The sequence below is a fragment of the Fusobacterium sp. genome, assembly GCF_032477075.1.
In the GTDB taxonomy this organism is placed as follows: Bacteria; Fusobacteriota; Fusobacteriia; order Fusobacteriales; family Fusobacteriaceae; genus Fusobacterium_A.
The window spans coordinates 92,090-116,094 of the sequence record NZ_JAWDXO010000005.1 but is presented as its reverse complement, the minus strand read 5'-3'; the positions used below and the strand labels follow the sequence as shown (position 1 = coordinate 116,094).

Annotated in this window: 24 protein-coding genes; 3 read left to right on the top strand and 21 right to left on the bottom strand. The window is 31.5% G+C overall.

All coding sequences use genetic code 11. The annotated features are described in order from the left end of the window. Positions 1 to 11 precede the first annotated feature (11 nt). The 3 genes from E6771_RS04035 to E6771_RS04025 are packed head-to-tail and all read right to left on the bottom strand — an operon-like array spanning position 12 to position 2,618. Complete coding sequence (locus E6771_RS04035) at positions 12 to 1,322, bottom strand: PTS sugar transporter subunit IIC (protein ID WP_316089830.1); 1,311 nt, start codon at positions 1,320 to 1,322, stop codon at positions 12 to 14. A 13-nt stretch (positions 1,323 to 1,335) separates the two neighbouring features. Next, on the bottom strand, positions 1,336 to 2,298 hold the full coding sequence (locus tag E6771_RS04030; protein WP_316089829.1) for a N(4)-(beta-N-acetylglucosaminyl)-L-asparaginase: 963 nt from the start codon (positions 2,296 to 2,298) through the stop codon (positions 1,336 to 1,338). Beyond that, positions 2,298 to 2,618: a PTS lactose/cellobiose transporter subunit IIA gene (locus tag E6771_RS04025; protein ID WP_005951865.1), complete on the bottom strand. Its 321-nt coding sequence runs from the start codon at positions 2,616 to 2,618 to the stop codon at positions 2,298 to 2,300. Before E6771_RS04025 ends, E6771_RS04030 begins: the two co-directional genes overlap by 1 nt. A gap of 256 nt (positions 2,619 to 2,874) precedes the next feature. Between E6771_RS04025 and E6771_RS04020 the strand changes: the two genes are divergently transcribed. Then, complete coding sequence (locus tag E6771_RS04020; RefSeq protein ID WP_316089826.1) at positions 2,875 to 3,978, top strand: replication initiation protein; 1,104 nt, start codon at positions 2,875 to 2,877, stop codon at positions 3,976 to 3,978. A 64-nt stretch (positions 3,979 to 4,042) separates the two neighbouring features. Here the strand turns inward: E6771_RS04020 and E6771_RS04015 are convergent, their stop codons facing one another. Next, complete coding sequence (locus tag E6771_RS04015) at positions 4,043 to 5,266, bottom strand: Fic family protein (RefSeq protein ID WP_316089823.1); 1,224 nt, start codon at positions 5,264 to 5,266, stop codon at positions 4,043 to 4,045. Between the two features lie 224 nt (positions 5,267 to 5,490). Between E6771_RS04015 and E6771_RS04010 the strand changes: the two genes are divergently transcribed. Beyond that, positions 5,491 to 5,976: a GNAT family N-acetyltransferase gene (locus E6771_RS04010; RefSeq protein WP_316089822.1), complete on the top strand. Its 486-nt coding sequence runs from the start codon at positions 5,491 to 5,493 to the stop codon at positions 5,974 to 5,976. Between the two features lie 104 nt (positions 5,977 to 6,080). Further along, positions 6,081 to 6,602, top strand: coding sequence for a GNAT family N-acetyltransferase (locus E6771_RS04005; protein ID WP_316089821.1), 522 nt, complete (start codon positions 6,081 to 6,083; stop codon positions 6,600 to 6,602). A gap of 109 nt (positions 6,603 to 6,711) precedes the next feature. Here the strand turns inward: E6771_RS04005 and E6771_RS04000 are convergent, their stop codons facing one another. The 17 genes from E6771_RS04000 to E6771_RS03920 form a co-directional block, all read right to left on the bottom strand. Next, positions 6,712 to 7,863, bottom strand: a complete 1,152-nt coding sequence (locus tag E6771_RS04000; protein WP_316089820.1) for an antiporter — start codon at positions 7,861 to 7,863, stop codon at positions 6,712 to 6,714. A 410-nt stretch (positions 7,864 to 8,273) separates the two neighbouring features. Continuing rightward, entirely contained in the window at positions 8,274 to 9,089 is an 816-nt protein-coding gene (locus E6771_RS03995; RefSeq protein ID WP_316089818.1) for an EFR1 family ferrodoxin, read from the bottom strand. A 19-nt stretch (positions 9,090 to 9,108) separates the two neighbouring features. After that, on the bottom strand, positions 9,109 to 10,446 hold the full coding sequence (bioA, locus tag E6771_RS03990) for an adenosylmethionine--8-amino-7-oxononanoate transaminase (protein WP_316089816.1): 1,338 nt from the start codon (positions 10,444 to 10,446) through the stop codon (positions 9,109 to 9,111). Beyond that, complete coding sequence (bioD, locus tag E6771_RS03985; RefSeq protein ID WP_316089815.1) at positions 10,439 to 11,125, bottom strand: dethiobiotin synthase; 687 nt, start codon at positions 11,123 to 11,125, stop codon at positions 10,439 to 10,441. The genes bioA and bioD overlap by 8 nt, the downstream gene beginning before the upstream one ends. Continuing rightward, complete coding sequence (gene bioB, locus E6771_RS03980; protein ID WP_316089814.1) at positions 11,115 to 12,098, bottom strand: biotin synthase BioB; 984 nt, start codon at positions 12,096 to 12,098, stop codon at positions 11,115 to 11,117. Before bioB ends, bioD begins: the two co-directional genes overlap by 11 nt. A gap of 54 nt (positions 12,099 to 12,152) precedes the next feature. Further along, positions 12,153 to 13,133 (bottom strand): biotin--[acetyl-CoA-carboxylase] ligase, encoded by a 981-nt coding sequence (locus E6771_RS03975; protein ID WP_316089813.1) that lies wholly within the window; start codon positions 13,131 to 13,133, stop codon positions 12,153 to 12,155. 103 nt (positions 13,134 to 13,236) lie between these two features. Further along, on the bottom strand, positions 13,237 to 13,827 hold the full coding sequence (locus E6771_RS03970) for a leucine-rich repeat domain-containing protein (RefSeq protein WP_316089812.1): 591 nt from the start codon (positions 13,825 to 13,827) through the stop codon (positions 13,237 to 13,239). Between the two features lie 14 nt (positions 13,828 to 13,841). Beyond that, positions 13,842 to 14,990: a 2-hydroxyacyl-CoA dehydratase subunit D gene (locus tag E6771_RS03965; RefSeq protein WP_316089811.1), complete on the bottom strand. Its 1,149-nt coding sequence runs from the start codon at positions 14,988 to 14,990 to the stop codon at positions 13,842 to 13,844. Between the two features lie 10 nt (positions 14,991 to 15,000). After that, entirely contained in the window at positions 15,001 to 16,326 is a 1,326-nt protein-coding gene (locus tag E6771_RS03960; RefSeq protein WP_316089809.1) for a 2-hydroxyacyl-CoA dehydratase subunit D, read from the bottom strand. Between the two features lie 77 nt (positions 16,327 to 16,403). Next, complete coding sequence (locus E6771_RS03955) at positions 16,404 to 17,198, bottom strand: acyl-CoA dehydratase activase (RefSeq protein ID WP_316089808.1); 795 nt, start codon at positions 17,196 to 17,198, stop codon at positions 16,404 to 16,406. 28 nt (positions 17,199 to 17,226) lie between these two features. After that, complete coding sequence (gene gltS / locus E6771_RS03950; RefSeq protein WP_410054664.1) at positions 17,227 to 18,447, bottom strand: sodium/glutamate symporter; 1,221 nt, start codon at positions 18,445 to 18,447, stop codon at positions 17,227 to 17,229. 24 nt (positions 18,448 to 18,471) lie between these two features. Next, positions 18,472 to 20,229, bottom strand: coding sequence for an acyl-CoA carboxylase subunit beta (locus E6771_RS03945; RefSeq protein WP_316089806.1), 1,758 nt, complete (start codon positions 20,227 to 20,229; stop codon positions 18,472 to 18,474). 22 nt (positions 20,230 to 20,251) lie between these two features. After that, on the bottom strand, positions 20,252 to 21,049 hold the full coding sequence (gene gctB, locus E6771_RS03940; RefSeq protein WP_316089805.1) for a glutaconate CoA-transferase subunit B: 798 nt from the start codon (positions 21,047 to 21,049) through the stop codon (positions 20,252 to 20,254). A 1-nt stretch (position 21,050) separates the two neighbouring features. Then, a complete protein-coding gene (gctA, locus tag E6771_RS03935) occupies positions 21,051 to 22,016 on the bottom strand; it encodes a glutaconate CoA-transferase subunit A (protein ID WP_316089804.1) in 966 nt (321 codons plus the stop codon). Between the two features lie 71 nt (positions 22,017 to 22,087). Then, complete coding sequence (locus tag E6771_RS03930) at positions 22,088 to 23,230, bottom strand: sodium ion-translocating decarboxylase subunit beta (RefSeq protein WP_316089803.1); 1,143 nt, start codon at positions 23,228 to 23,230, stop codon at positions 22,088 to 22,090. A 14-nt stretch (positions 23,231 to 23,244) separates the two neighbouring features. Next, positions 23,245 to 23,634 carry a biotin/lipoyl-containing protein gene (locus tag E6771_RS03925; protein WP_316089802.1) on the bottom strand — a complete coding sequence of 130 codons (390 nt, stop codon included), beginning with the start codon at positions 23,632 to 23,634 and terminating at the stop codon, positions 23,245 to 23,247. A 30-nt stretch (positions 23,635 to 23,664) separates the two neighbouring features. Continuing rightward, a complete protein-coding gene (locus E6771_RS03920; RefSeq protein WP_316089801.1) occupies positions 23,665 to 23,985 on the bottom strand; it encodes an OadG family protein in 321 nt (106 codons plus the stop codon). Positions 23,986 to 24,005: the final 20 nt, after the last annotated feature.

The window sequence follows — 24,005 nt, the reverse complement described above, 5'->3', positions numbered from 1 at the left end:
TTAAACTCTAATTACTTTCCTTCTTTTTCTAATTTTTCTAATCTTTCCATTTCATCTTCCTCTTTTTTACTTGCCTTGTCTATTATTCTAAGGAATGGAAGGTAAATCATTGCTCCAATAATAAGATTTACTATTTGAATAAGGGCTCCTGAAATATCACCTACTGTTATAAATCCGCTGATTATTGCTGGTGTCGGCCATGGAAAAGCAATCCCTAGAGGTTTTGATACAATCCCAAGATTCATTGTTATATATTGTGTAGTTACCATTACCATAGCTACCAGATTAAATGGTATAAGCATAATAGGATTAAGAATTATTGGAAGCCCAAAAAGAATTGGTTCATTAATATTAAATATTCCTGGAATGGCTCCAATAGCTCCAACACTTCTTATATGTTTACTCTTTGCAAAGATAAGTATTGCCAGCAGAAGAGAGAGTGTAACTCCTGCTCCTCCCATCCATACCATGTCAAAGAACTGTTCAGTTATTACATGAGGAAGCGGCTGTCCAGCTTGCAGTGCAGCTATATTTTCCACTTGATTTTCCAACCAGAAAGGTCTTACAAATCCATTAACCATAGAACCACTGTTTATTCCAACAGACCAAAGTATTGATATAGCAAAAACTGTAAATATAGAACCTATATATGAAGTTCCAAGAGATTTTAATGGAAGAGCCAACATTCTATATACAAAATCATGTATTGTTCCATACTCTGTCTGCATCATAAGAAGTCTTAAAATAAGAGCTGCTCCTAAAATAACTGTTCCAGGAATTAAAGCTTCAAATGATTTTATAACTTCTGGTGGCACACCATCTGGCATTTTTACAAGAATATTTCTATTAACGAAAAATTGAAATATCTTTACTGTTATTACTCCAATAACCATTGCTACAAACATTCCTTTGCTTCCAAGCCAGTCAAATGTGATAACTGCTCCATGTTCAGTAGAATGTCCCAATGGAGTAAGAATCAAGAAAGAAGCTAAAGATAAAAGTCCTACTGCAATGCTGTCAAGATCAAACTGTTTAGCCAGCTGCTGTGCTACTAAAAAAGCTACATATAAAGCTATAAGTGAAAATGTTGCACTTACAGGAATATCAAGAACATTTTTCCATCCTTCACCAAATAAATTAGTCATACCTCTTTGATATGCTGGTAAAGGAAAAGCTGAAATCATCAAAAATATAGATCCAATCATCAGTAAAGGCATCATCATTATAAATGCTCTTCTTATTCCATTGATATATTTGTTCTGTGCTATCCATGCAGCTACAGGAACAAGTTTGTCCTCTAATATAGTTATAACTTTGCTCATCATCGTCTCCTTTTTATATTTCTTCCAATGGTTTTTGTATGTTTTTTCTATAAGCTTCCATATATTCTTTTGAGGCTATCTCTATTTTTACTTCATTCCTTCCTACAAGAGTTGCAAGATATACCTTAGGTTCATTATCTGGGTCAGCTGCAGCAAATGAAAATTCTACATTGGTACCAATTCCCCATTCCCCTTTATTATTCATTGCTATAACTGATATAGCTCCTGCGTGACCTCTTCTTTTTTTCAGCTGTTCAGAAAAATCAATAACTGCTGATTGAGCTGCCTCTGAAGGAGACATTCCTCTTTTCATTCTTTGAACTGTTTCATAAGAAAGGCAGCCTTTCATTATATCTTCTCCAAGTCCAGTAGCTGCTGCTCCTCCTGCTTCATTATCCACATAGAATCCCGAACCAGATACAGGGGAATCTCCTACTCTTCCTCTTTTTTTCATAAAAAGGCCGCTTGTAGAAGTCGCTGCTGCCATATCTTTTTCTGAATCTATCCCTATCATACACACTGTATCATGCCCATCATAAGGTGAAAGATTTTTTTCAGTTATCTCTTTCATTCTCAATTCCCAAGTCTTTTTTGCCCTTTCAGTAAGCATATTCTGCCTTATAAATCCATTCTTGTGAGCATAAGCTTCAGCTCCCTCTCCTACAAGAAATATATTGAATCTGTCTGCACTAAGTTTTCTTGCTATACACACAGGATTTTTATAATCTTTTATTCCAGCAACTGCTCCAATAGAAAGTGTTTTTCCATCCATAAAAGCAGCATCCAGCTCAACTTCACATACTTCATTTGGAAGTCCTCCATATCCTACTGACTTATAAAAAGGATAATCCTCAACTTCCATTATTGCTCTCTCCACAGCATCCTGACATTTTCCGCCATTCTTTAATATATCAGCTCCCAGAGCAACTCCTTCAACAGCCATTCTCCAAGTAGCTATCATAGCCCATTTTTTCATTATTTTTCCACTCCTATTCTTCTATATACATCTATCAGTTCTTCAACTAATTCTCTAGCCAGAATTGAGTTCATAAGGTGGTCTTGAGCATGAACCATAAGAAGATTCATAGCTATTCCATTTCCATCTGCTTCATTACATATAAGTTCTGTCTGCATTCCATGAGCTACAAGAGATTTTTCTCTTGATTCTTTTAAAAGTTCCTCTGCCTTATCAAAATTTCCAGTTTTTGCTTCTCTTAATGCTTCATAAGCTAAACTTCTTGCTTCACCAGCGTTACCTACTATTGTCATTGCCACTTCTTCTAAATCTAAATCCATGTTCACTACCTCCTTGATATTTTTGATTTTTTAAGGTCACACTTATATTAGCACTAGTGAAATAAAATGTCAAAATTCACATTTTTATGACCGTATATCGTTTTTAAAGTTCTAATTTAATTATTATTCTTGAAATAAAATATAGTATATGGTATGATTTGATAGATATAACGAAAATGTTTTTATCTTATTTCGTTTAACTTTCAGAAAAAAAATATTCAAAAATATAAAAAAATTTTTCAACAAGGAGATTTTTATGAATTTTGATATACTTCAAAGAGATATTCAAGTAGAATTTTCAAAACATCTCAATAAAAAAGAGAGAAATCTTATCAAAACTTTAGCTATAAAAGATAAAAATGTAACTCTTTCCCTTAGAGAATTTTTAAAATATCTGGATTTTGAAACTCAGGAGGAGGGAATAAAATTTCTTAATTCCTTTATGAATAAATACATCATTCTTTTTTCAGACAGCTCTAAGTATTTATCTTACTTGAGTATCCTTCAGTCTTTTTATATATCTGATGATGAGATTACTTTGATATTTCCTGACGAAATAGCCAGTTCTTTTAAAAAAGGAACTAATTATGAGAAGCTTGGAATTAATAAAGTTCTCACATTTAAAGAAAAATTTTCATATCGTCTGTATCAGTATGTAAAAAAATCTCCTGAAAGCAGTATATATATCCCTATGGAAACTTTAAGGCATCTTCTTGAAATCAAAGATTCATATAAAAGATATTATGATATTGAAAAAAATCTTCTTATGCCAGTATTGAAAGACCTTGAGGAAAATGGATATCTTCCACTTTTATACACTAAGAACAAAAGTGGTGATTATAAAAGTGCAAAAATATTGGGAATAACTCTTGAAAAACAGATAGTTGAAACCAGTAATACTGCTATAATAAATGATATTATGATAAAAATAAGAAAAGAAGTTACTAATTTCACTGAAATATATTCTATTGTGTTAAAAGCCCTAGCTGAACATGGAGAAGAATATGTTAGAAAGAATACAGATTATGCTTTAAAAAATTTCACAGGGAATTTTGATGTCTATCTGGAACAGCTTTTATTAAAAAATACTCCTGTTGAGAAAGCTTATCTCACTGTTAAAAAGAAGTTCAAAACACTTTTCGAACTTCATATGGAGGTAATGAAGATTGCACAAAAAGAAAGTCAATATCCATCTAATTTAAAGTTTCTTATTAAAATCTATTCTTTAAAAGATGGAGAATCAACTGTGTGCGATGGAAAAGATATTTCACTGAAGATAACATACAGCAAAAATGATTTTTCATATATAGAAGTGTTCAGACAAAAGATAAGTGAAGATGGTATAAAAGGAGAAAAATAAAAAAGGAAGCTTAAATTAGCTTCCTTTTTTTATTTATAGTATTTTCAATTTATAAAGTATTAGATCAATCTATCATTTCTTTTATTCTGTCACTTATTGTATGAATAGAAGGTCTTTTTGAAATTTGTACAATATACTCATTCTCAATTAAATATTTAATATGTTTATTCAGAGAATGTCTGCTTAATTTCATATATTCACCTATTTCTATATCTTTTAAAATTCCATAATTTGAAAAAATATATACTTGTATTAGATAAAAAAGAATTTTACTTTTTTCTTCATCAAGTTTAAAACCAGTAATAATATCTCTTGCATAATCTAATTTATCTTTTCGTTCTTCTAAAAGATTTATTATATTTTTTTGCCCTTCTATTATTATTTCTAAAATATTTTTAGCAAAAAAAGTTACTTCTCCATAATTTCTTGGATTTGAAACTTCTAAAAAACTTTCAAGATATTTCTTTTTATTTAAGTCTATTGCATAAGAAAGTGACATTCCTGTAAAAGTATCTAATTTTCTAGCTAAATACATAGAAAACAGAAATCTTCCAAACCTACCATTTCCATCATAAAAAGGATGTATATATTCAAAAAAATAATGTGTTATTGCAGCTTTTAATAAAAACGGAATTTCCTTATTATTCATAAAAGCTATTAATTTGTTCAAATTTTCTAATATGGTTTGTTCAGATAAATCTCCAACATGAATTTTTTTAATTCCATTTCTTATATAAACAGGCTCTTTTCTAAATAATTTCCCATCTAATTTAGTTTCAGGATTGCTTAATATTTCTTCTGAAAATAGAGAATCATACAGTTTTCTAATTTCTTCAACAGATGTTATCGTTGTAAATTTTTGTTTTTTTATCTCTGAATATTTTTTTATTATCCCAGAAAATCTATTTCCTTTTTTATAATTTATTCCATCATATATTTCTTTTTTTGTACTTACTACCCCTTCAATATCGTTAGTTTTTACTATTTCATTTACCATTATTTCCATTAAACAGCTTTCTTTAGCTGCTTCTGGTAATTGATTTGATATTTCAGTAATTTTTTTACTATTACTAAATATTTTTTCTTGAAATAAAGAGGCTTCCAGTAAAAAAATATAAAATAGCTCATATGTTTTATCCAATTGTTTTTTTTCATGATTAAATGGATTTATATTTAATCCTGTTTTAAATGTTGAGTAATTAGAAAGTCTTTTTTCTAATTCTTTTTCTATATCTGCTTTTTTATAAAACAAATTTATTAAACTCTCATATTTTAAATTATATTCCATAATTTTATCACCTCTATTCTTAAATAGTAACATTTTTTTCAAAATATATCAAGATATATAGAATTAAAATTTAAAAAATATACATTTTTTTAAAATAATTAAAGATAAATAATAATATAAATTCAAAAATTCTACTTTTTTTAAAATATAATTCAATTTTACTAGTTTTCTCTCTATTGTCTTCTTTCAATTTTAGTTATATAATATTCTAAAGAGGTGAGCCTATGATATTAAGAAAATATAAGTCTGATGATTGTCTTAATTTGCTAAAACTTTTCTATGATACTGTAAGAACTATTAACAGAAAAGACTATAATGATAGACAACTTTCTGTATGGGCTCCTGATAATTATATTGAAGAAAAATATGATATCTGGCAGAAATCTCTTTCTGAAAATTTTACTATTGTAGCTGAAAAAAATGGAGATATCCTTGGTTTTGGTGATATAGAAAAAGATGGTTATCTCAACAGATTATTTATTCATAAAGATTATCAGCATAGAGGAATTGCATCTTCTATAGTTAAAGAACTTGAAAAATATGCTGAAAATATATGTATATGCACAATAATAACAGAAGCTTCAGTCACTGCTAAACCTTTCTTTGAAAGGATAGGATTTTTACTGGTAAAGGAGCAACTGATAGAGAAAAAAGGAGTTTACCTTACAAATTATCTCATGAAAAAATATATACTAAAGCAAACTATTTAGATTAATTATATTTTAAATATATTTTTTACTTTGAATTTTGTATCAATTTAATATGTATATAATCAATAATAATTTTTGCTGGTATGTCTAAAAAAGGAGTTGAAATGATTAGAAAAGCTAAAAAAAATGATATAGAAATTATTTCCAAAATTTATATAGACAGTCGCAGGAAAACATATAAAAATATTCTTCCAGATGATTATCTCAACTCTCTAACATATGCACAGGGAGAGAAAAAATGGACTGAATATTTAGAAAATGATAGCAATGTTATTTTTGTTCATTTAGATGATGCAGGAACTATTACCTCTTTTGCTGCTAGTAAACCTTATAGACATATAAAGAAATGCCTTTATTTAGATTCACTCCATGTATCACCTGAATTTCAAAGTAAAGGGGTTGGAAAATCCCTTATTATAAAAACTGCTGAATTTGCTTTGGAAAACAATTATGGTAGTATGACTGTATCTTTTCTCAGAGGAAATGATAAAGCTGAAAAGATTTATCAATATTTAGGTGCTGTTTATCTGAATGACTTCATCAATTATTTTGATAATACTTCTGCTATGTCAACAGTACTTATATGGAAAGATTTACCCAAGTTAATAAACAAATATGGTAAATAATATAAAAAGGATTAATTTCTGTGTTAATCAGAAATTAATCCTTTTAGTAAATTTTTAAAGTCCAGTTTCTAAATTCACTATACTTTTTAACAATAGCTTTTTTTCCTACTTATCCTAAAATAGAAACCATAATTTGTGGTAATATAACAAGCCCTACTGTTGCAACCGGTTGACAAGCTGCATAAAAAGCTGCTACTCTGTCATCATTAGAAACTGAAATAAGAGCATTCAATGCTGGTGCTGAAGTCATTGCTCCAGTTGTTGCTCCAAGAGCAGCAAATAATGGCATTTTAAATACCATTTTAGCAACTATATAAGCTGCAATAATTGCAACTAAGCTCATAATTACTCCAACTACAAATAATTTTATACCATATTTAGATATAGTTTCCACAAATCCTGCCCCTGCCTTTGCTCCATTTTGTAATAGAAAAAGAGAAATTCCTAAATCTCTTACAGGCATAAGTGTTGTTTTTACAGGCTGTAAACTGATTTTTCCGATTCTTCCAATGGCAGACACTATAATACCTGCAATAATTGTTCCTCCTGCATTTCCAAGAGAGAAAAATGTTCCAGAACCTAAAGGTATCTTTATAGAACCAATTATAACCCCTATCACTATTGCAAATGCTATAACAAATACTCCTGGTCCATCAACTATTATAAGTTTTAGGTCTTTTAAACTAGATAATCTTTCAGATAAAGGCGGATCTATCATTTTATCATTCTCTTCTTTAATATTGACCTTTAAAAATTTAGGAATAATCTGTACAAACATTACTATACTTATTATTCCAAAAACATATGCTAACCCATAACCTACACTTGCAACAGTTGATGATGTAATTTCAACAGTAGCTGCAAGAGAAGCAGTACAAGTCAAAGCTCCAGCTGCAATTCCTAATGCTAAGTCAACAGGAATAGCAAAAAACTTAACTGCCATTGCTACAGTTAACCCAGCTGATAGCAAAATTGCAAAAGATGTACCTAAGAATCCCCAGAAATTAGCCTTAAGATTACTAACAAAAGATGGTCCTGCTGATAACCCAACACATCCTAAAAACAAAACTAGTCCAATTGAACCAACTATACCAGGAACATTCATTCCAAAGTGCCCAAATATAAGGGCTACTATTAAAACTCCTGATGTTCCAAACTTCAGTCCTCCAAAAGATATTCTCCCAAATAGATATCCCAGCATTAATGCCAGAAAAATCATAAGAACTCCATTAGAAAATAATACTTTAACAATACTCTCCATTTGTACCTCCTAAATAATATAATGTAGCTTTACAAGATTTTTAAAACCATATTACCATATATAATTAAAAATACTGCTGCTATCCTTAATATTGTCCTTCTTTAATGCTATTTACTACAGTTAAATCAGGAGATTTTGCAATTTTTTGACTTGTATAACTTTATTCTCTTTTGTCTCCTATAAAATATAAAGTTCTCTTTTATCTATATACATGAACAAAAATCTTGAAATATAGGATATTTTAAGTGCTTTTATATTTTTTGAAAATAATTTTTAAAAAAAATAAACTTGAAAATTTAAATTTTAAAGGTTATAATAGTGTTATATAAGTGTTCGTGTATATAGATAAACACGAACACTTATTAAAATTATAGATTTTAAAAATATCTTTAAAATTATTTTTAAAATTTTTATACAAAATATTCTGGCTCTGCTCGCCTTGTATATTCTTCTTCTAATTCATGTTGATGATATAAATATCCTGCATCTTCATAATATTTTGCATTTTCAGGACATTTTTTAATACAAGCACAACATTTGATACAAATTCCTGGAACTTCTCTTACATTTTCAAAAGAAATAGAGCCCATAGGGCAAACTTCTGCACAAATTTTACAATCTGTACAATTATCATTTGTCAAAGGTTTTACCTTACGGATATCTACAGGATTTCCCTTTCGGTCTCGTGGCTGATAGTACCAACGATAAGGTTCAGGAGTCCCTTTTACTTCAATTAAAGACTTATCTTCTGTTTCTACTTTCTTTACAATTTTTTCTGCAAATTCTTGAAGAATCTCCATATCCTTTACATCTGGTCTACCTGCTCCCAAAATTCTGGAAAAAGAATGCTCTCCAATAAAAGCTCCTGCTGCAATGGGATAAAATCCATTTTTAAATAAAATATCTCGGAGCTCTATCAAACAATCATCATAGTCTCTATTTCCATAAAGAGAAATGGGAACTGCTAAAGCTCCTCTTCCTTCTACAGTTGCCAAATATTTTAATAAAACATTTGGTACTCTTCCTGCAATTGTAGGCGTTCCAAAAACTACTAGATCTTCTTTCTGAAATGGACTCTTCTCTAGTCTTGCTTTAGGAAGAGTAAAATCAAAACAGCAAAATTCTGCCTCTAATTTTTCTGCTAAGGATTTTGCAAGTCCACATACTATTTTTTCTGTTGTTCCAGTTCCACTAAAATATGCAGCCCATACTTTTTCTACTTTCATTCTAATTATCCTCCCCTCTCTATACTGTCTTTAAAAAATCTTCAATTGATTCCTGACAAACCTGCAACATTGTTTCTATTTCTTCTTCTGTAATAATATAAGGAGGCATAAAATAGACAATATTTCCAATTGGTCGTATTAACACTCCCTTTTCCAGAGCAAGAGCTGCTATGTGACGGCCAACTCGTTCCACTCCTTCAATTTCTTTCAATTCAATTGCTCCTATCATTCCTAAATGTCGATAGCTCTTTATATAATTTTTTTCATGAAAATATTCCTTCATCTTCTCTTGTAAAAATTTTCCTTTTTTTCCCACCATATCCATAATATTTTCTTCTTTAAAAATTTTTAAAATTTCTACTGCTATTCTGCACCCTAAAGGATTTCCAGAATAAGTATGAGAATGTAAAAAAGATTTTCCCTCTTTATAATCTGCATAAAATGCATTGAAAATATCGCTTGTAATACAAACAAGAGCAATTGGATAATATCCACTAGATAATCCTTTTGCCAAGCACATAATATCAGGAGTAATCCCTGCATGTTCACAGGCAAACATTTTTCCTGTTCTTCCAAATCCCATTGCAATTTCATCATCAATTAAGTGAATATTATAGTTTTTTGTCAATTCTCTTACTTTTTGTAAATAATAGCTGGAATACATTTTCATTCCTGCTGCTCCTTGTACCATAGGCTCTATAATCATACATGCAATTTCCTGATGGTTATTTTTAATCAAACTTTCCAACTCTGAAATACAATCCTGTTCATATTTTGAATATTCTTCTTCTGACATTGCAGAGTCTAAATATGGAACTCGAACTTTTCTTCCCTCTTGAATCAAAGGCCGATAAGTCTTTGTGAAAATATCCACATCTCCTACCCCAAGAGCTCCTATAGTTTCACCATGATAAGCATTTTCTAAAGAAATAAATTTTGTTTTTTGTGGATTTCCTGTTTGTAAATGATATTGAAAACTTAATTTTAAAGACATTTCAATACAAGAAGAACCATTGTCTGCAAATAAAAATTTATTGATTCCTTCTGGCAGAACTTCCACTAAATGTTCACATAACTCAATTGCTGGTTTATGTCCAAAATTTGCAAAAATAACATGTTCTAAAGTGTTAATCTGGTTATAAACAACTTCATTAATTCTAGGATTTGCATGTCCAAATAAATTAACCCACCAGCTGGAAATACAATCCATGTATCTTTTCCCTGTTTCATCAAATAAATATAATCCTTCTCCCCTGGTAATAATCAAAGGGGGCGTTTCTTCAAAATCTTTCATTTGAGCACAAGGGTGAAATACATATTTTAAATCTTTCTCCTGTAATTGACTTCTCTTAGCCATTTGCCTCTCCTTTTAAAAATAAATTTAATTTTTCATCTTGGATTTTCTCTGCATTTTCCAATACAACTAAATGATTCTTTGTAGGAGAATGTTTTAAGATAATCTCTATATTATCTTTTTCATAGATTTTACTTTCTTCTGTATCTTTTACTCGATTAAAAATAATTCCATGTAAAGGGATCCCTAGTTTTTCTAAAGATTCTATTGTCAATACAGCATGATTAATAGATCCTACTTTTGCACTGCTTACTAAAACTACTGGAAAACCAAAATCTTGAATCAAATCATAAATATGATATTTATCACGAATCAACGGTACCTGCAAACCTCCTGCTCCCTCAACAATCAAATAATCATATTGTTCGCAAAGTTTCATAAAATTCTTTTTAATTTTTTCAATTTCAATTGTTGTTCCTTCTAATTCACTTGCCAAATGGGGAGAGACTTCTGCCTCTAGAACATAAGTTACCATTTCATCCTGATAATCTATTCCTTCAATTTGACATAGGGACAAAACATCAGGAGCATATAATTTTCCATTTTTAGAAACTCCTCCACTCTGAATCGGCTTGTAATACATTCCTTTTTTCTCTCGTACTCCATGATATAGCAAAGTACTACAAAAAGTTTTTCCAATATCTGTATCTGTTCCTATGATAAAATACCCTTTAGTATTCATATCCAAGCTCCTTAATCATTTGTTTGTCACTTTCTATTGTATTTCCTGTTGTAGTTAAGAAATTTCCAGTCAAAGCAGAGTTAACTCCACCTTCTAATCCAAGCTTTGCATATTTTCCAAGTTTCACTCTTCCACCTGCATATCGAATTGATACCTTTGGTAAGATAAATCGAAAAATAGCAATATCTTTTAATAATTCTCTTGGATCTACAGCTTCATTATCTTCTAAAGGTGTTCCAGGAATTGGAGTTAAAATATTAATTGGAATAGAATGAACTCCTAATTCTCGTAAATCAAAAGCCATATCAATTCGATCCTCTTCTGTTTCTCCTAATCCGAAAATCCCTCCACTACATACCTGCAATCCAACTTCATGTGCATATTTAATTGTATTTACTCTATCGTCAAAAGTATGAGAAGTACAAATTGTTCCATAAAATCTTCTCGAACTTTCCAAATTATGATGATAAGTTTTTACTCCTGCATCTTTCAATTTTTGCAGAGCCTCTTTACTGCAAATTCCATGAGAGGCACATAAATCTAATTCTGTATTTTCTTGTAAATATTGATAAATTTCGGCTAATTGGTCTAATTCTTTTTCTCCGCCATTCAGACCTCTTCCACTTGTTACTAGAGAAAATCTGTGAGCCCCTTCTGCTTCCACCTCTTTTGCTGCTTCCAGAGCTTCTTCTTTCATTACTAAAGGATAAATTTCTGCTGCTGTCTTAAAATGAGCTGACTGAGCACAGTACTTACAATTTTCTGAACATCTTCCAGATTTTGCATTTAAAATAGTACAAAGGTTAAAAAAGTTCCCACAAAATTTTTCACGAATTTCATTAGCTGCTTTCAGCAATTCCTCCAAATCTTCCTCTTTTTCTATTGATAAGCTTAATAATTCTGCTGCATTTTCTCTTGTTATTAAATACCCATTTAATACTTGTTCCTTCAATTGGTGTATAAACTCTCTCATGTTTCCTCCCTAAATTTTAATTCCTTGTTTCTATGCTACCACATTTATATATTCTTAAACAAACATTTTTGCAATTTTTTGAATTTTTTCTTCAGAATAATTCTCTAAAGGAAAAATATTTGGAAAATCCAAGAAAGATTTTGCCTGATATTTTTTCTTCACTTCTTCTAGACTTATATCTTTTTCTACTTTCAAATGCAAGGTTTCAAGTTTTACCTGCCAATCTTCATTAAATTCTCCAACTAAGCAAATAATAACATCATAGCTTGCTTCCTTTAAAATATAGGCTTTCGCAAAACTTTCTACATTGGCTTCTAGAGGAAAAATAAGCCGTTCCCGAATTACTTCTCCCATTGCAAAGCTTTTTATCTCCCCACCAGATATAATCTCAATTTCCCCTTTATCATTAATCTTCTGTGCAATTCCCTCTACAAAAATATTGCCTGCTCTTAAAGCAACTCTTTTCCCATGTAAATAATTAATTCTATTAATTTCTGTTAAAATCTCTTTCCAATTTCCATTTGTATATTCTTTCCAAAGAATTTTGAACTGTTCTACTACTTCCAAAACAATTTCAGTAATAGAATACTCCTGTTTTCCTAGCTCTTGTAAAGAAATGGCTATATTTTTAATTTCCAAAGGAATCTGATTGTTAATATTTAATCCTATTCCAATTAAAAAATTATTTTCTCGTCTTTCTACTAAAATTCCTCCCAATTTCTTCCCTTGTAAATAGATATCATTGGTCCATTTAAATTGATACTCTGCTTTTTTTATTTTCTGAAATGCTCGAATAGCAGCAAGCCCAGCTAATAAAGGTAGTTTCATATAGTCAATATCCTCTTCTCCCTCATGTTTCTTCACAAGAAAAGTAAATAAAGCCATTCCTTCAGTAGAAATCCAAATATTTCCACGTCTTCCTTTTCCAGCTGTTTGATTTTTAGCAAGGACAATATCATAGTCTTGAAATTTTTCTCTATGTTCCTTCATATACTCATTTGTAGAATCCAAAATATCAAATTGATATAAAGCCATAAGTCCCACCTCTATTTTCTATTAAAAAAGAGGTTGTCCATTTTATAATAAGTCAGCCTCTTTTTCATTTTAATTCCTTATTTTAATTCCTTATTTTAATTTCTTATTTTATTTCTGTATTTTCTTCAAAAGCTTTTGCATGCAAAAATTCTATAGATTTAGGAATTTCCACTTCTCTAATATTATTTTTACAAAATGCGTACATATTAATTTTCTTAATAGATTTTGGAATACACAATGTTGTTAATTCATTTTTATAAAAAGATGAAGTATCAATAAGCTCTAATGATTCTGGAAGAAAAATCTCTTCTAATTCATTTAAAGCAAAAGCACTTGGTTCAATAGTTTTTACTGCATTTCCAAATTCCACTTTTTTCAATTTATTTCGGTAAAAAGCAAATCCTTCTATTGCAACCAAAGAGCTTGGTAATTTTACCTCTGTTAATTTACATACTCCAAAAGCATCATAACCAATACTTTCTACAGTGTCAGGAATAATAACAGAAGTTAATCCTCTTCTATAAAAAGCATTATCTCCAATTCTTTTAATTGCTACACCTTCAGGAGTTGTTGGAGGAATTACCATATCAGTGAAGCCTTGTGTCTTGACTTTATCTTTTCCTTTATCTGTCATTCCTTTCAGCTCATTACCTTTGAAAATAAAATCATCATTTTCCCATACATTTTGACTCATTTCCTCTACCTCCCCTACATTCTATTTAATTGTATAATTTCGTTGAAAGTTTCTAATTGTGTTTTTACTTGTCCAAAGTCTATCATTTGCTGGTCATATCCCATTTTGATAAGAGGAAGATTTTCTGCATCAAAAGTTTGTTTTAAAGAAGGATACTCCATTTCCTCTGTATCGTTGAAGTTCATCATAAATAATAGACATCCATCTGCATTATTTTCTTTCACTAAATTAACAACATATTTTGGTCTTTTATAAATATCTGGATCATACAGAATAGGGTCTTCATCCATTCTTGCAAATTGATCTGCCAAAGCCAGCATAGGGTCTTCAATTGATAAATCTATATCTACTTTTAAAGCTCTTGATTCATGAGCTACATCATCTGCAACAATACATACTTTATAATCATCAAATACTTTCAATAATCCTGGAGTATCTGTAATAATTCCACTTGTTACTACACGAACTCCATCCCATGATTCTTCTGGTAGAGCTTCTAATTTTGTATTTAATTGTTTTAATAGAGCTGTATGTTCATCTTTCAGCATAAAGTATGAGCTTTTTAATACATAACATCTGTCAGATGCTTTAACTGTCTGAGGATGTTTTGCTGCTAACTTGATGAATTTTCTTTTTTCACTTCTATTTTCATTATAAACTTCAAAAGCTTTTTTCAAATTTTCATCAGTAACTGTCACTCCACAGATTTTTTCTAACTCTTCTTTTGCCTTGTTGAAAATTCTTGCATTGTAAGTTTTTCCAAATTCCTCTTTTCTATGCTGTCCATGATTTAGAAAAATCATAGGAATTTTCTGTCCTACACCTACTTTATAATTTTGTGAAAATGGTCTTAAAGTATCATCCAGAGTTGTTACCATAGAAGCTGAAAGTCCATCTAATGTTCCATTTAAAGCCATTTCTAAACAACGTAATGCCAAAGAGTAATAGAATGTTGGAAAATATTCCTTTGCTCTCTCAATAGTTCCCTGTCCTCCCCATACACCAAAAGGCACAATTCCTGCTGCATATACAATTTCTTCTGGAGCATAATATGGGAAAACTCCTACTGCTTTTTTTCCTTCAGCAAGATATTTATCTAATTGCTTTCTAGGATTATTTGCATAATATTTAAATTGTCCTAACAATTCTTTGATTTCATCCATTTTTATCCTCCTATTTTAAAGTTGGTTTTGACCAATCTGTTTCTTTTGTATTTTCGAAGTTTGTATATACATCTTCCCCTTTTTCCTCTTTTTCTGCTTTTCTTTCTTCCATAATTTCCACTAGACCTTGCACTCTTGTTTTGTACTGCTCAGTTGAGAAATTTCTTTCATCTGCTTGATCTCCATCAAAATTTACTACTGGAATTCCTAAATCCTCTTTCCATCTTCTTTCAATCTCTGGCATAGCTCCACTCCATGGTTTACAACTACGGTTATAGTTTACCAAAGCTCCACTAATACCATTTTCTTTTGCCATAGTCTCTCTCCACTCTACTCCTGTTTCAATACATACAGAGCAAGGAGCTTTACAATAAGCTGCTGCCATCTCTCTTATATTGTTATATCTAAATCCAAATGCTGGAGCATATACAACTGCTGTTACATTGACTCCATTATCTTTCAATGGTTCATATAGATGTCTAAGTCCTGGCCAGCAAGGAATTCCTTCAAATAAAATTCTATGTTCTTCTGGATATTCCCAAGTTGAAGTTCCTTCTTTTATAGATTGTTCAAATTCCTGTGCTAATAATTCAAATCCAATAGCTGCTTCTTCATCACATCTTGCTGCTACAATGTCTGCCATATGGTTAAATAGATCAAATCCACTCAAAGGAGATGGTTTATATCCCATGTAAGAACATGATTTTAACCATGCTGCAGCAGTTCTGTTAGCTCTTGCACAAGCAGTTTCAAATTTCTTTTCATCAAATTTCTTTCCAGTTAAGTCTTCTAATTGCTTAATTGCATAATTAAATTGTCCAATTAGATAATCTACTTTTTCCTCTGGTATATCCACTGTATTTGAAAATGGAATATCAATCATAATTAAAGGAATATTATGCATTCTTGCAATATTTTCATACCATTTTGTCATCATATTACAGATATTATTACAGCAAAGTAAAAAATCAGGCTGTGGCATTCTTCTTGCATCTGTTGGTTCTCCAGCTGCATAGGCTAAATTAATTCTTGCATAACCACAAATATCATTGTCATATCCCATATCTTCTGCTGCCTGACATAGACGTAATCCATCTTTTTTTGCTGCAGTAGATGCTGCATGATTTTCAGGATAAACAACATTTAAATCAAATGCTTTTGCTAATTCAATTGGAAATTTAGAAGAGCTCCACCCTACTAATTCTCCTCTTCTTTTTGCTTCCCAGGCTTCTGCGTATACTTTATCTACTACTTTTCTTAAAACAGCAGCAGCAGGCTTATGTCCATCAATTGCTCTTGGTTTTTTATTAGGTAATTTTTCCATTTTTCCAGCCATTTCAGTTTCCTCCTACTTCTTTTTTATAAAAGAAAGAACTTGCTCATGAAGCATGAGCAAGGTCTCCTTCATATTATTTATTTTTTTGCACTTAAACACTTTTGATAAGCAAATAGTGCTGCTCCAATTGCTCCATTTAACTGGCAATATTCACTTGTATAAATCTTAAAACCGATGTTTTTTTCAAGAGCTCTTATCATTCCATGATTTAAAGCCACTCCACCAGTCATAACAACCTGATCTTTGATTCCTACACGTTTTGCCAAACTTCCTACTCTGCTTGCAATTGATGCATGGATTCCCCTTACAATATCTTCAAATTTTGTTCCTTTTGCTAACTGTGAAATGACTTCTGATTCTGCAAATACAGTACAAGTAGAGCTAATTGTAATATCCTCTTTAGATTTTGCATCAAGAACTTCTAAATCAGATAAATTAACTTCTAAGACCTTAGCAATAACATCTAAAAATCTTCCTGTTCCTGCTGCACATTTATCATTCATAACAAAATTTTCCAATATTCCATTATTTCCAACTTTTAATGCCTTAGAATCTTGTCCTCCAATATCAATAATTGTTCTTACATTAGGGAAAAAAAAGTAAGCTCCCTTTGCATGACAAGACAATTCTGACATCTGTAATGGTACCTCTTCCAATGAGTTTCTTCCATAACCAGTAGCTACAGCACAATCCAACTCATCAATTGAAGAAAATCCTGCTGTTTCTAAAACCTGTTTAATTGCTCGAGCAGGTCCACTTGTTCCTGTTCCAACAGGAATTATAGACTGAGAAATAATTTCTTTTCCATCTTTTAAAATAACAGCCTTTGATGTAGTAGAACCTACATCGACTCCCATTGTAAATTTACTCATTTTATGCTCCCTTTCTTTTTTGTAACCCTTATCCTATTCCAAGCATAGCTTTTGCAATATTTAAGAATTTAGTAATAATAATCGCATTGGAAATATTACTGATAAATCCTCCAATAACTGGAACAACGAAAAAGGCTAGCTTAGAGTATCTATATTTTTGACAAACAGTTTGCATTGTAGTCATAGAAACAGGAACTGCTCCTAATCCAAATCCTGTATGTCCTACTGCCATAACTGCTGCATCGTAATTTCTTCCTAATAAATTGTAAGTTAAGAAATAGCAGAATAGCATAATAAAAACTACTTGAACAACTAATAATACAACTAAAGCAAATCCTAATCCAGATAGTTGCCATAATTTCATTGTAATAATAGACATAGAAACGAATAATCCTAAAGAAAATTCTCCTACTGTTTCTATAGCTTCATATAATACTTCGTGGTTTCCAGATTTTTTATCATAAAATAATCTGATTAAAATTCCACCTAACATACAGCTTACATGAATTGGAAAACTGATTCCAAATTTTTTCAAAAGTAAAGTTACTACTTGTCCAATTCCTAAAGCAATACACATTAAAAACATTGCATTAACAACACTGTTTTTATCAATTGCTATTGTAGGAGCTGCTTCTCCCATTTCTGAAGTATCATCTTTTCCATCTAAATTTGGATCTTCTAACTTATGTCTTTTAATGATAAAATTCCCAAAAGGTCCTCCTAAAATACAACCTGAAATCAAACCAAATGTTGCTGCTGCAATAGCTACTTCCATTGCTGCACTTGCTCCTGCTTCCACTGCAATTGGAGCAAAAGCTGCTGCATTTCCGTGACCTCCTGTCATAGGAATACTTCCTGTCATCATGGAAATTAATGGATTCACTCCCATCAAATTACCAACAAACAGTGCTAGAGCATTTTGGCATGCTGCCAAAATTGCTGCTAAAATAGCGAAAATAATAACTAATTTTCCTCCTTGCTTTAATAAAGATAAACTAGCTGCTGCCCCACTAGCAGCAAAGAAGATGCAATAAAACAATGAATTTATTGCTTTAAACTCAAAACTCAATTCCATTACATTTGAATAATACAAAGCCATGGAAACTACTGCAAATATTGTTCCACCAACTACAGAAGCTGGTAAACAATATTTTTTCAAAACAGGAAAAGCCTTTCTTAAATAGTTCCCTAAATAAATAGCTAAAACTGCTAAAGCCAATGTTTCAAACATCCCTAGTTGTAAAGTCATTCTTTCCACAAAATTCCCCCTTTTTTATTTTTTTGTGAATGTGTTGTATTCTCTAATGGCCCTTGGTAAAAGCATTTGATGAAAAGCACAAATTGCTTTTGGATTTTGATAAACAGAATTTACAAAAGCTGTCATGTAAGCTCTTATATCATATAAATTTACAATCTCATCTACCATTCCTGTTTCTGCAGAATATTTTGGAGTTGATTTTTCTTTGTACTCATTGATTAATTTGTTCATTTTTTCAATAGTTGAAGTTAAATCTTTCCCTTCTTTTTTATCTTTTACTAATCTTCTTGAGTACATTGCAGTTGCTGCTGTTTCTCCATTCATTACATTAATTTCTGTTGCTGCAGTCCCTAATGAGAAAGCATTAGTAGAATTTCCCTGAGGTCCTCCCAATACATAATGAGCTGCTGCAGTTCCTTTTCTCAATGTAATTTCCATTTGAGGAACTTTTGAATTTTGAATTGAATAAATTAAAGATTGACCTAATCCTAATAATTCAGCTTTTTCTGCCTCGTTTCCTACATCAATTCCAGTAGTATCTTGTATCCAAACGATAGGTAATTTATCTCTTGAACAAAGAGTTACAAATTCATTCATTTTTATGAGACCTTGTCTGTATAATTTTCCCCCGATTCCAATTCCATTTTCTTTATATTCAGGATATTTCATTAATAGTCCTTGGAAATTTGCAACAATACCTACTAAAAGTCCATCTACTTTAGCAAGTCCAGTTACTATTTCTGGTCCATATCCCTTTTTATATTCACTAAATTCACTATTATCTACTAATCTTCCAATAACATCATAAATGTTATATATTTTCTTTTGATTCATAGGAATGACAGAGTATAAATCATTTGGATCCAATGCAGGTTCTGCTGGTTCATCTACTCTGAAGAATTCTAAGTCATATGCTGGCAAGCAGTCAATATATTTTTTGATTCCTTCCAATACTCCAACTTCGTCACAATATACTTCTCTAAAGAATCCAGTCTCATCATAGTGAACAGATACTGTTCCCGGAACCTCTGCTCCTTTTGCTTTTTCAGTTGCTTCTATGATTTGTTCTGCTCCCTCTTGATCAATATATCCTTTAGGATTCATACCTCCAACAATTCCAGCACCTCCTACTGCCATGTTTGCATCTTCATGAGCAACTAAGATTGTTGGACTGATACTATGATATCCTCCTCCAGCTGGATTTGTTCCATAAATTCCTACAATAACTGGAATTCCTAATTGTTGTAATTCAGCATTTCTATAGAAAGGAGTTCCTCCTCCTCTTCTGTTTGCATATACTTTTTCTTGTTCGTCTAACTTAACTCCGCTGCAGTTTAGAATATATACTAAAGGAATTCCTAAACATTTTGCTGTATCAGATGCTCTTAATAAATTTTCTGCTTGCCCTGGTACCCAAGCTCCAACGATTTTTTTATTATCAGAAGCAACAACCATTGCCCATTTTCCATTGATTCTTGCCAATCCTTTTACAATTCCTGTTCCAGTTTCAAAATCTTGAGGATTGTAAAGACTATTTAAAGGACACCAAGTTCCTTCATCAATTAATTCTGCTATTCTTTGTAAAGCAGTCATTTGTCCTTTTTCAGCAATTTTTTCATCACTAGTTCCTGCATCGTGCATTTCATCAATTAATTTACCAATTTCTTCTTCTACATCTCTTACTAATTTTTCATTTTCTTCATCAATTTTTGTTAATTCTTTTCCAATTTGTTCCATATTCTGGAAATAATTGGGCATTGAGTAATTTCCCATGTTATTCTCCTTCCATCTTTTTTTATTCTTCTACTGGTACCTTTATGAATGCTTGCCCTGGATCAATTTCTTCTCTGATCATTTTAATAACTTCTTCACTTGGCGCTTCTAATAAAACAGCTCTTGATGTATCAATTTCAAATCCAGTATTTTCAATAATTTCTTCTATAGATGATGTTGGATAGTATCCTGCTAGATACATTCTTTTAGTTTCCTCGTCAAATCTCAATACTCCTCTGTCAGTTACAACAGCAACTGGGCCTCTATTTCCAGTAAGTCCTAATTTTTCTCTTCCTCCTGGTCCATCTCCCCATCCTACACTTGTTATATAATCAATTTTGTCTATAAATCTTCTTTTTTCATGCTGCATCATAATTACAGTATTAGAATATGTTGCAATTGCATTTGCTCCACCTGAACCTGTAAATCTTGTTTTTGGTGTACAATATTCTCCAATACAAGTTGAATTTACGTTTCCATAAGGATCAATTTGTGCTCCCCCAATGAAAGCAATCATTCTGTTATTATCATTTAACAATTCATTTGCTTCAAATCCAATAAAACGAATGTTTGGCCATTGAACTCCACAGTGAGCCATCAATCTGTTATCTCCAACACTTCTTGGTACTTCAATTGGGCTGCAGTCCATAAGTCCACTTTCCACAATTAATTTACAATTTGGAGCAAAGATTCTTTTTGCTAAAGAGGCTCCAATTAATGGAAGTCCTGTTCCTACAATTACAATTTGTCCATCTGTGATTTCTTTTGCAATAGTTACTGCCTGCATTTCTTTATTGGTATAATTTTTATAATTTACCATATTATTTTGCCTCCTTCACTAGTTTTGCAGCATATCCGAATCCTGGTACTACTCTTAATTTTGTTAATCGGCTTGCTCCTAGTTTATCAATATATTCATCATTATCTTTGATGTTATATACCCATTCTTGTAAAAAGGCTTTAAAGTCTTCTTCTGTTTTTGTTACTGCATCATACATCTTGAAAAAATCAGCATCATAATCATAATAGTTATAACATTGAGAAGGATGTGCTCCAAATGGTACATGAACTACTGCATCTACACAGAATTGCGGAATAGAATTTTTACTTGGTTCCTTTCTAATCTCCTCTTCTGTTACTAATTCTTCACAAGTTACAATACATCTTTTTGCTGCAATTGCAATATCAATATCATGGAATTCATCTCCTTCAATAGAACAAGTCCCATTTATCGAAGCTTTTTGAACATGTATAACTGCTACATCTAATCTAGGTACTGGTACTGCTATTACCTTTTCCCCTGGAACTAAAGGATTTTCAATTTCTATTAATTTATCATTTGGCAGTTTTGGATCTTTTTCTCTTACTTCTTTGCTGATTCCCCATTTGTTTACTATATCTGAACCCTGCATTAATTTTACAGGTAAAAATGGTAATCCTAATGATGAAGCATGAAGCATATACATAACAACATCCTGAGAATAATCTTCCAAGTTCATTTTTCCAATTTTCTCTACTTCATGTCTAAATCTTCTGCATACATTTGTATATCCAGAGTTTGCGATATAACAGTTGATAAAGTTTCTCACTCTTCCTTCTCCAATCAACATATCCCAATCTCCACCTGCTGGCCCAGAATATCCAGTAAAATCTCCTAATCCTTGTCTTAAAATTTCATACACTGCTGCGTATGGTTTTCTGTTAGTTGTAAAACCACCAATACAAATACTGTCCCCTGATTTTACATAAGTTTTGATTGCATCATGCAATGACATTACTTTACTCACAGTAATCTCCTCCCATTTTTTTGTCAATAATGTTTACTATGTTATCTACCAAAGTTTTTTATTTTTTAATATTATTTTCCAAAAATTAACATAAAATATCCTGCCGCTACTGCAGAACCTATTACTCCTGCAACATTTGGTCCCATAGCATGCATCAATAAGAAGTTTGTTGGATTTTCAGATGCTCCTACTGTCTGAGCAACTCTGGCTGCCATTGGTACTGCAGATACCCCTGCTGAACCAATTAATGGATTGATTTTTCCACCTGTTATTATATAAAGCAACTTTCCAAGTAAAATTCCTCCAACTGTTGACATACAGAAAGCAAATAATCCCATACCAATAATTGCAATTGTTTCCCAACGTAAGAACAATTCTCCATTTGCTGTTGCTCCTACTGTAACTCCCAACATAATTGTTACTATATTAATCAATGCATTTTGAGCAGTATCTGAAAGTCTTTGAACAACTCCAGATTCTTTAAAAATATTTCCTAACATCAGCATTCCTAATAAAGGAGCTACAGAAGGCAATAATAAAGAAGTAAATAAAACTGTTCCAATTGGGAAAACAATTTTTTCTATCTTACTGATTTTTCTCAATTGTTTCATTTTTACAGCTCTTTCTTTTTTCGTTGTCAAAAGCTTCATAATAGGTGGCTGTATCATAGGAATAAGTGCCATATAAGAATATGCTGCCACTGCAATTGGTGCTAACAATTCTGGTGCCAAGTTATTTGCCAAATAGATAGAAGTTGGTCCATCAGCTCCTCCAATGATTGCAATTGCTGCTGATTGTTTAGCAGAAAAGAAAGGCAATGCATTTGCAGTCATAAATGTTATATAAATTCCAAATTGTGCTGCTGCTCCAAGCAACAGACTGATTGGATTGGCAATCAGTGGTCCAAAATCTGTCATAGCTCCAATTCCCATGAAAATTAAACAAGGAAATACATTACTCTTAATTCCATTATAAATAATTCGTAAAACCCCAGATGCATACCAAGGATCTGCTTCGTTCATCAAACCAGCTAAAGGCAAGTTAGTTAAGAAAACTCCAAAGGCAATTGGCAACAATAGTAGAGGTTCAAATTGTTTTACAATGGCTAAATAAATTAAAACAAATGAGATGAGAAACATTACTAGATTTTGCCATGTTAATGCAACAAATCCAGATTTCGCCATCATAATTTCTAAAATTTTAACAAACTCCATTATAGTCCCCTCCGTTATTTAATTTCTACTAATACTGCATCAGTATCAACAGTATCCCCTTTTTTTACTCTGATTGCAGATACTGTTCCTGCAAATTCTGATACAATTTCATTTTCCATTTTCATCGCTTCCAAAATGATAACAGCTTGCCCTTCAGATACACTGTCTCCCTCTTTTACTTTTATATCTAAAATAACTCCCGGCATAGGACTTACAACTGAATTTGCTCCTCCACCTGTACTTACTGCTGCTGGAGCTGCTGCTGCTACTGTTTCTCTTACTGTTTCTTCTTTTACTTTTGCTCCTCTCTCTGCTGGTTTTCTAGATAAAGATGCTGATCTTCCATCTACTTTTTCTACCTCAACTTCATATTTTTCTCCATTTACTGTTACTACATACTTCATAATCTCTTCTCCTTTCATATCTTATTTTTTTTAAATTTTCTTAATGTTTGTAATAATGAATTTGTCCACTGGTTGATTCATCTCTTCACTGATTGCAGCTGTAACTACAGCAATTTTTACTCCCTCTTTATTATCTTTCTTAGGGCTTGTTCCTACTACTGAAGATGATACTGCTGCTGTGTTTGCTGTTGGAGCTGCTGTTTTGATTAGGTTTTTCTCTAATATCGCAATTACTTTCGATACTATCATAACGAAAATAGCTAAAAAAACCAAAGCTATAAACACAATTGACATACCCAACAATGAGCTGAATAAGCTTTCTAAAAAACTAATATACTCTGTTGTAATCATTTCTTTCCTCCTCCTTATTT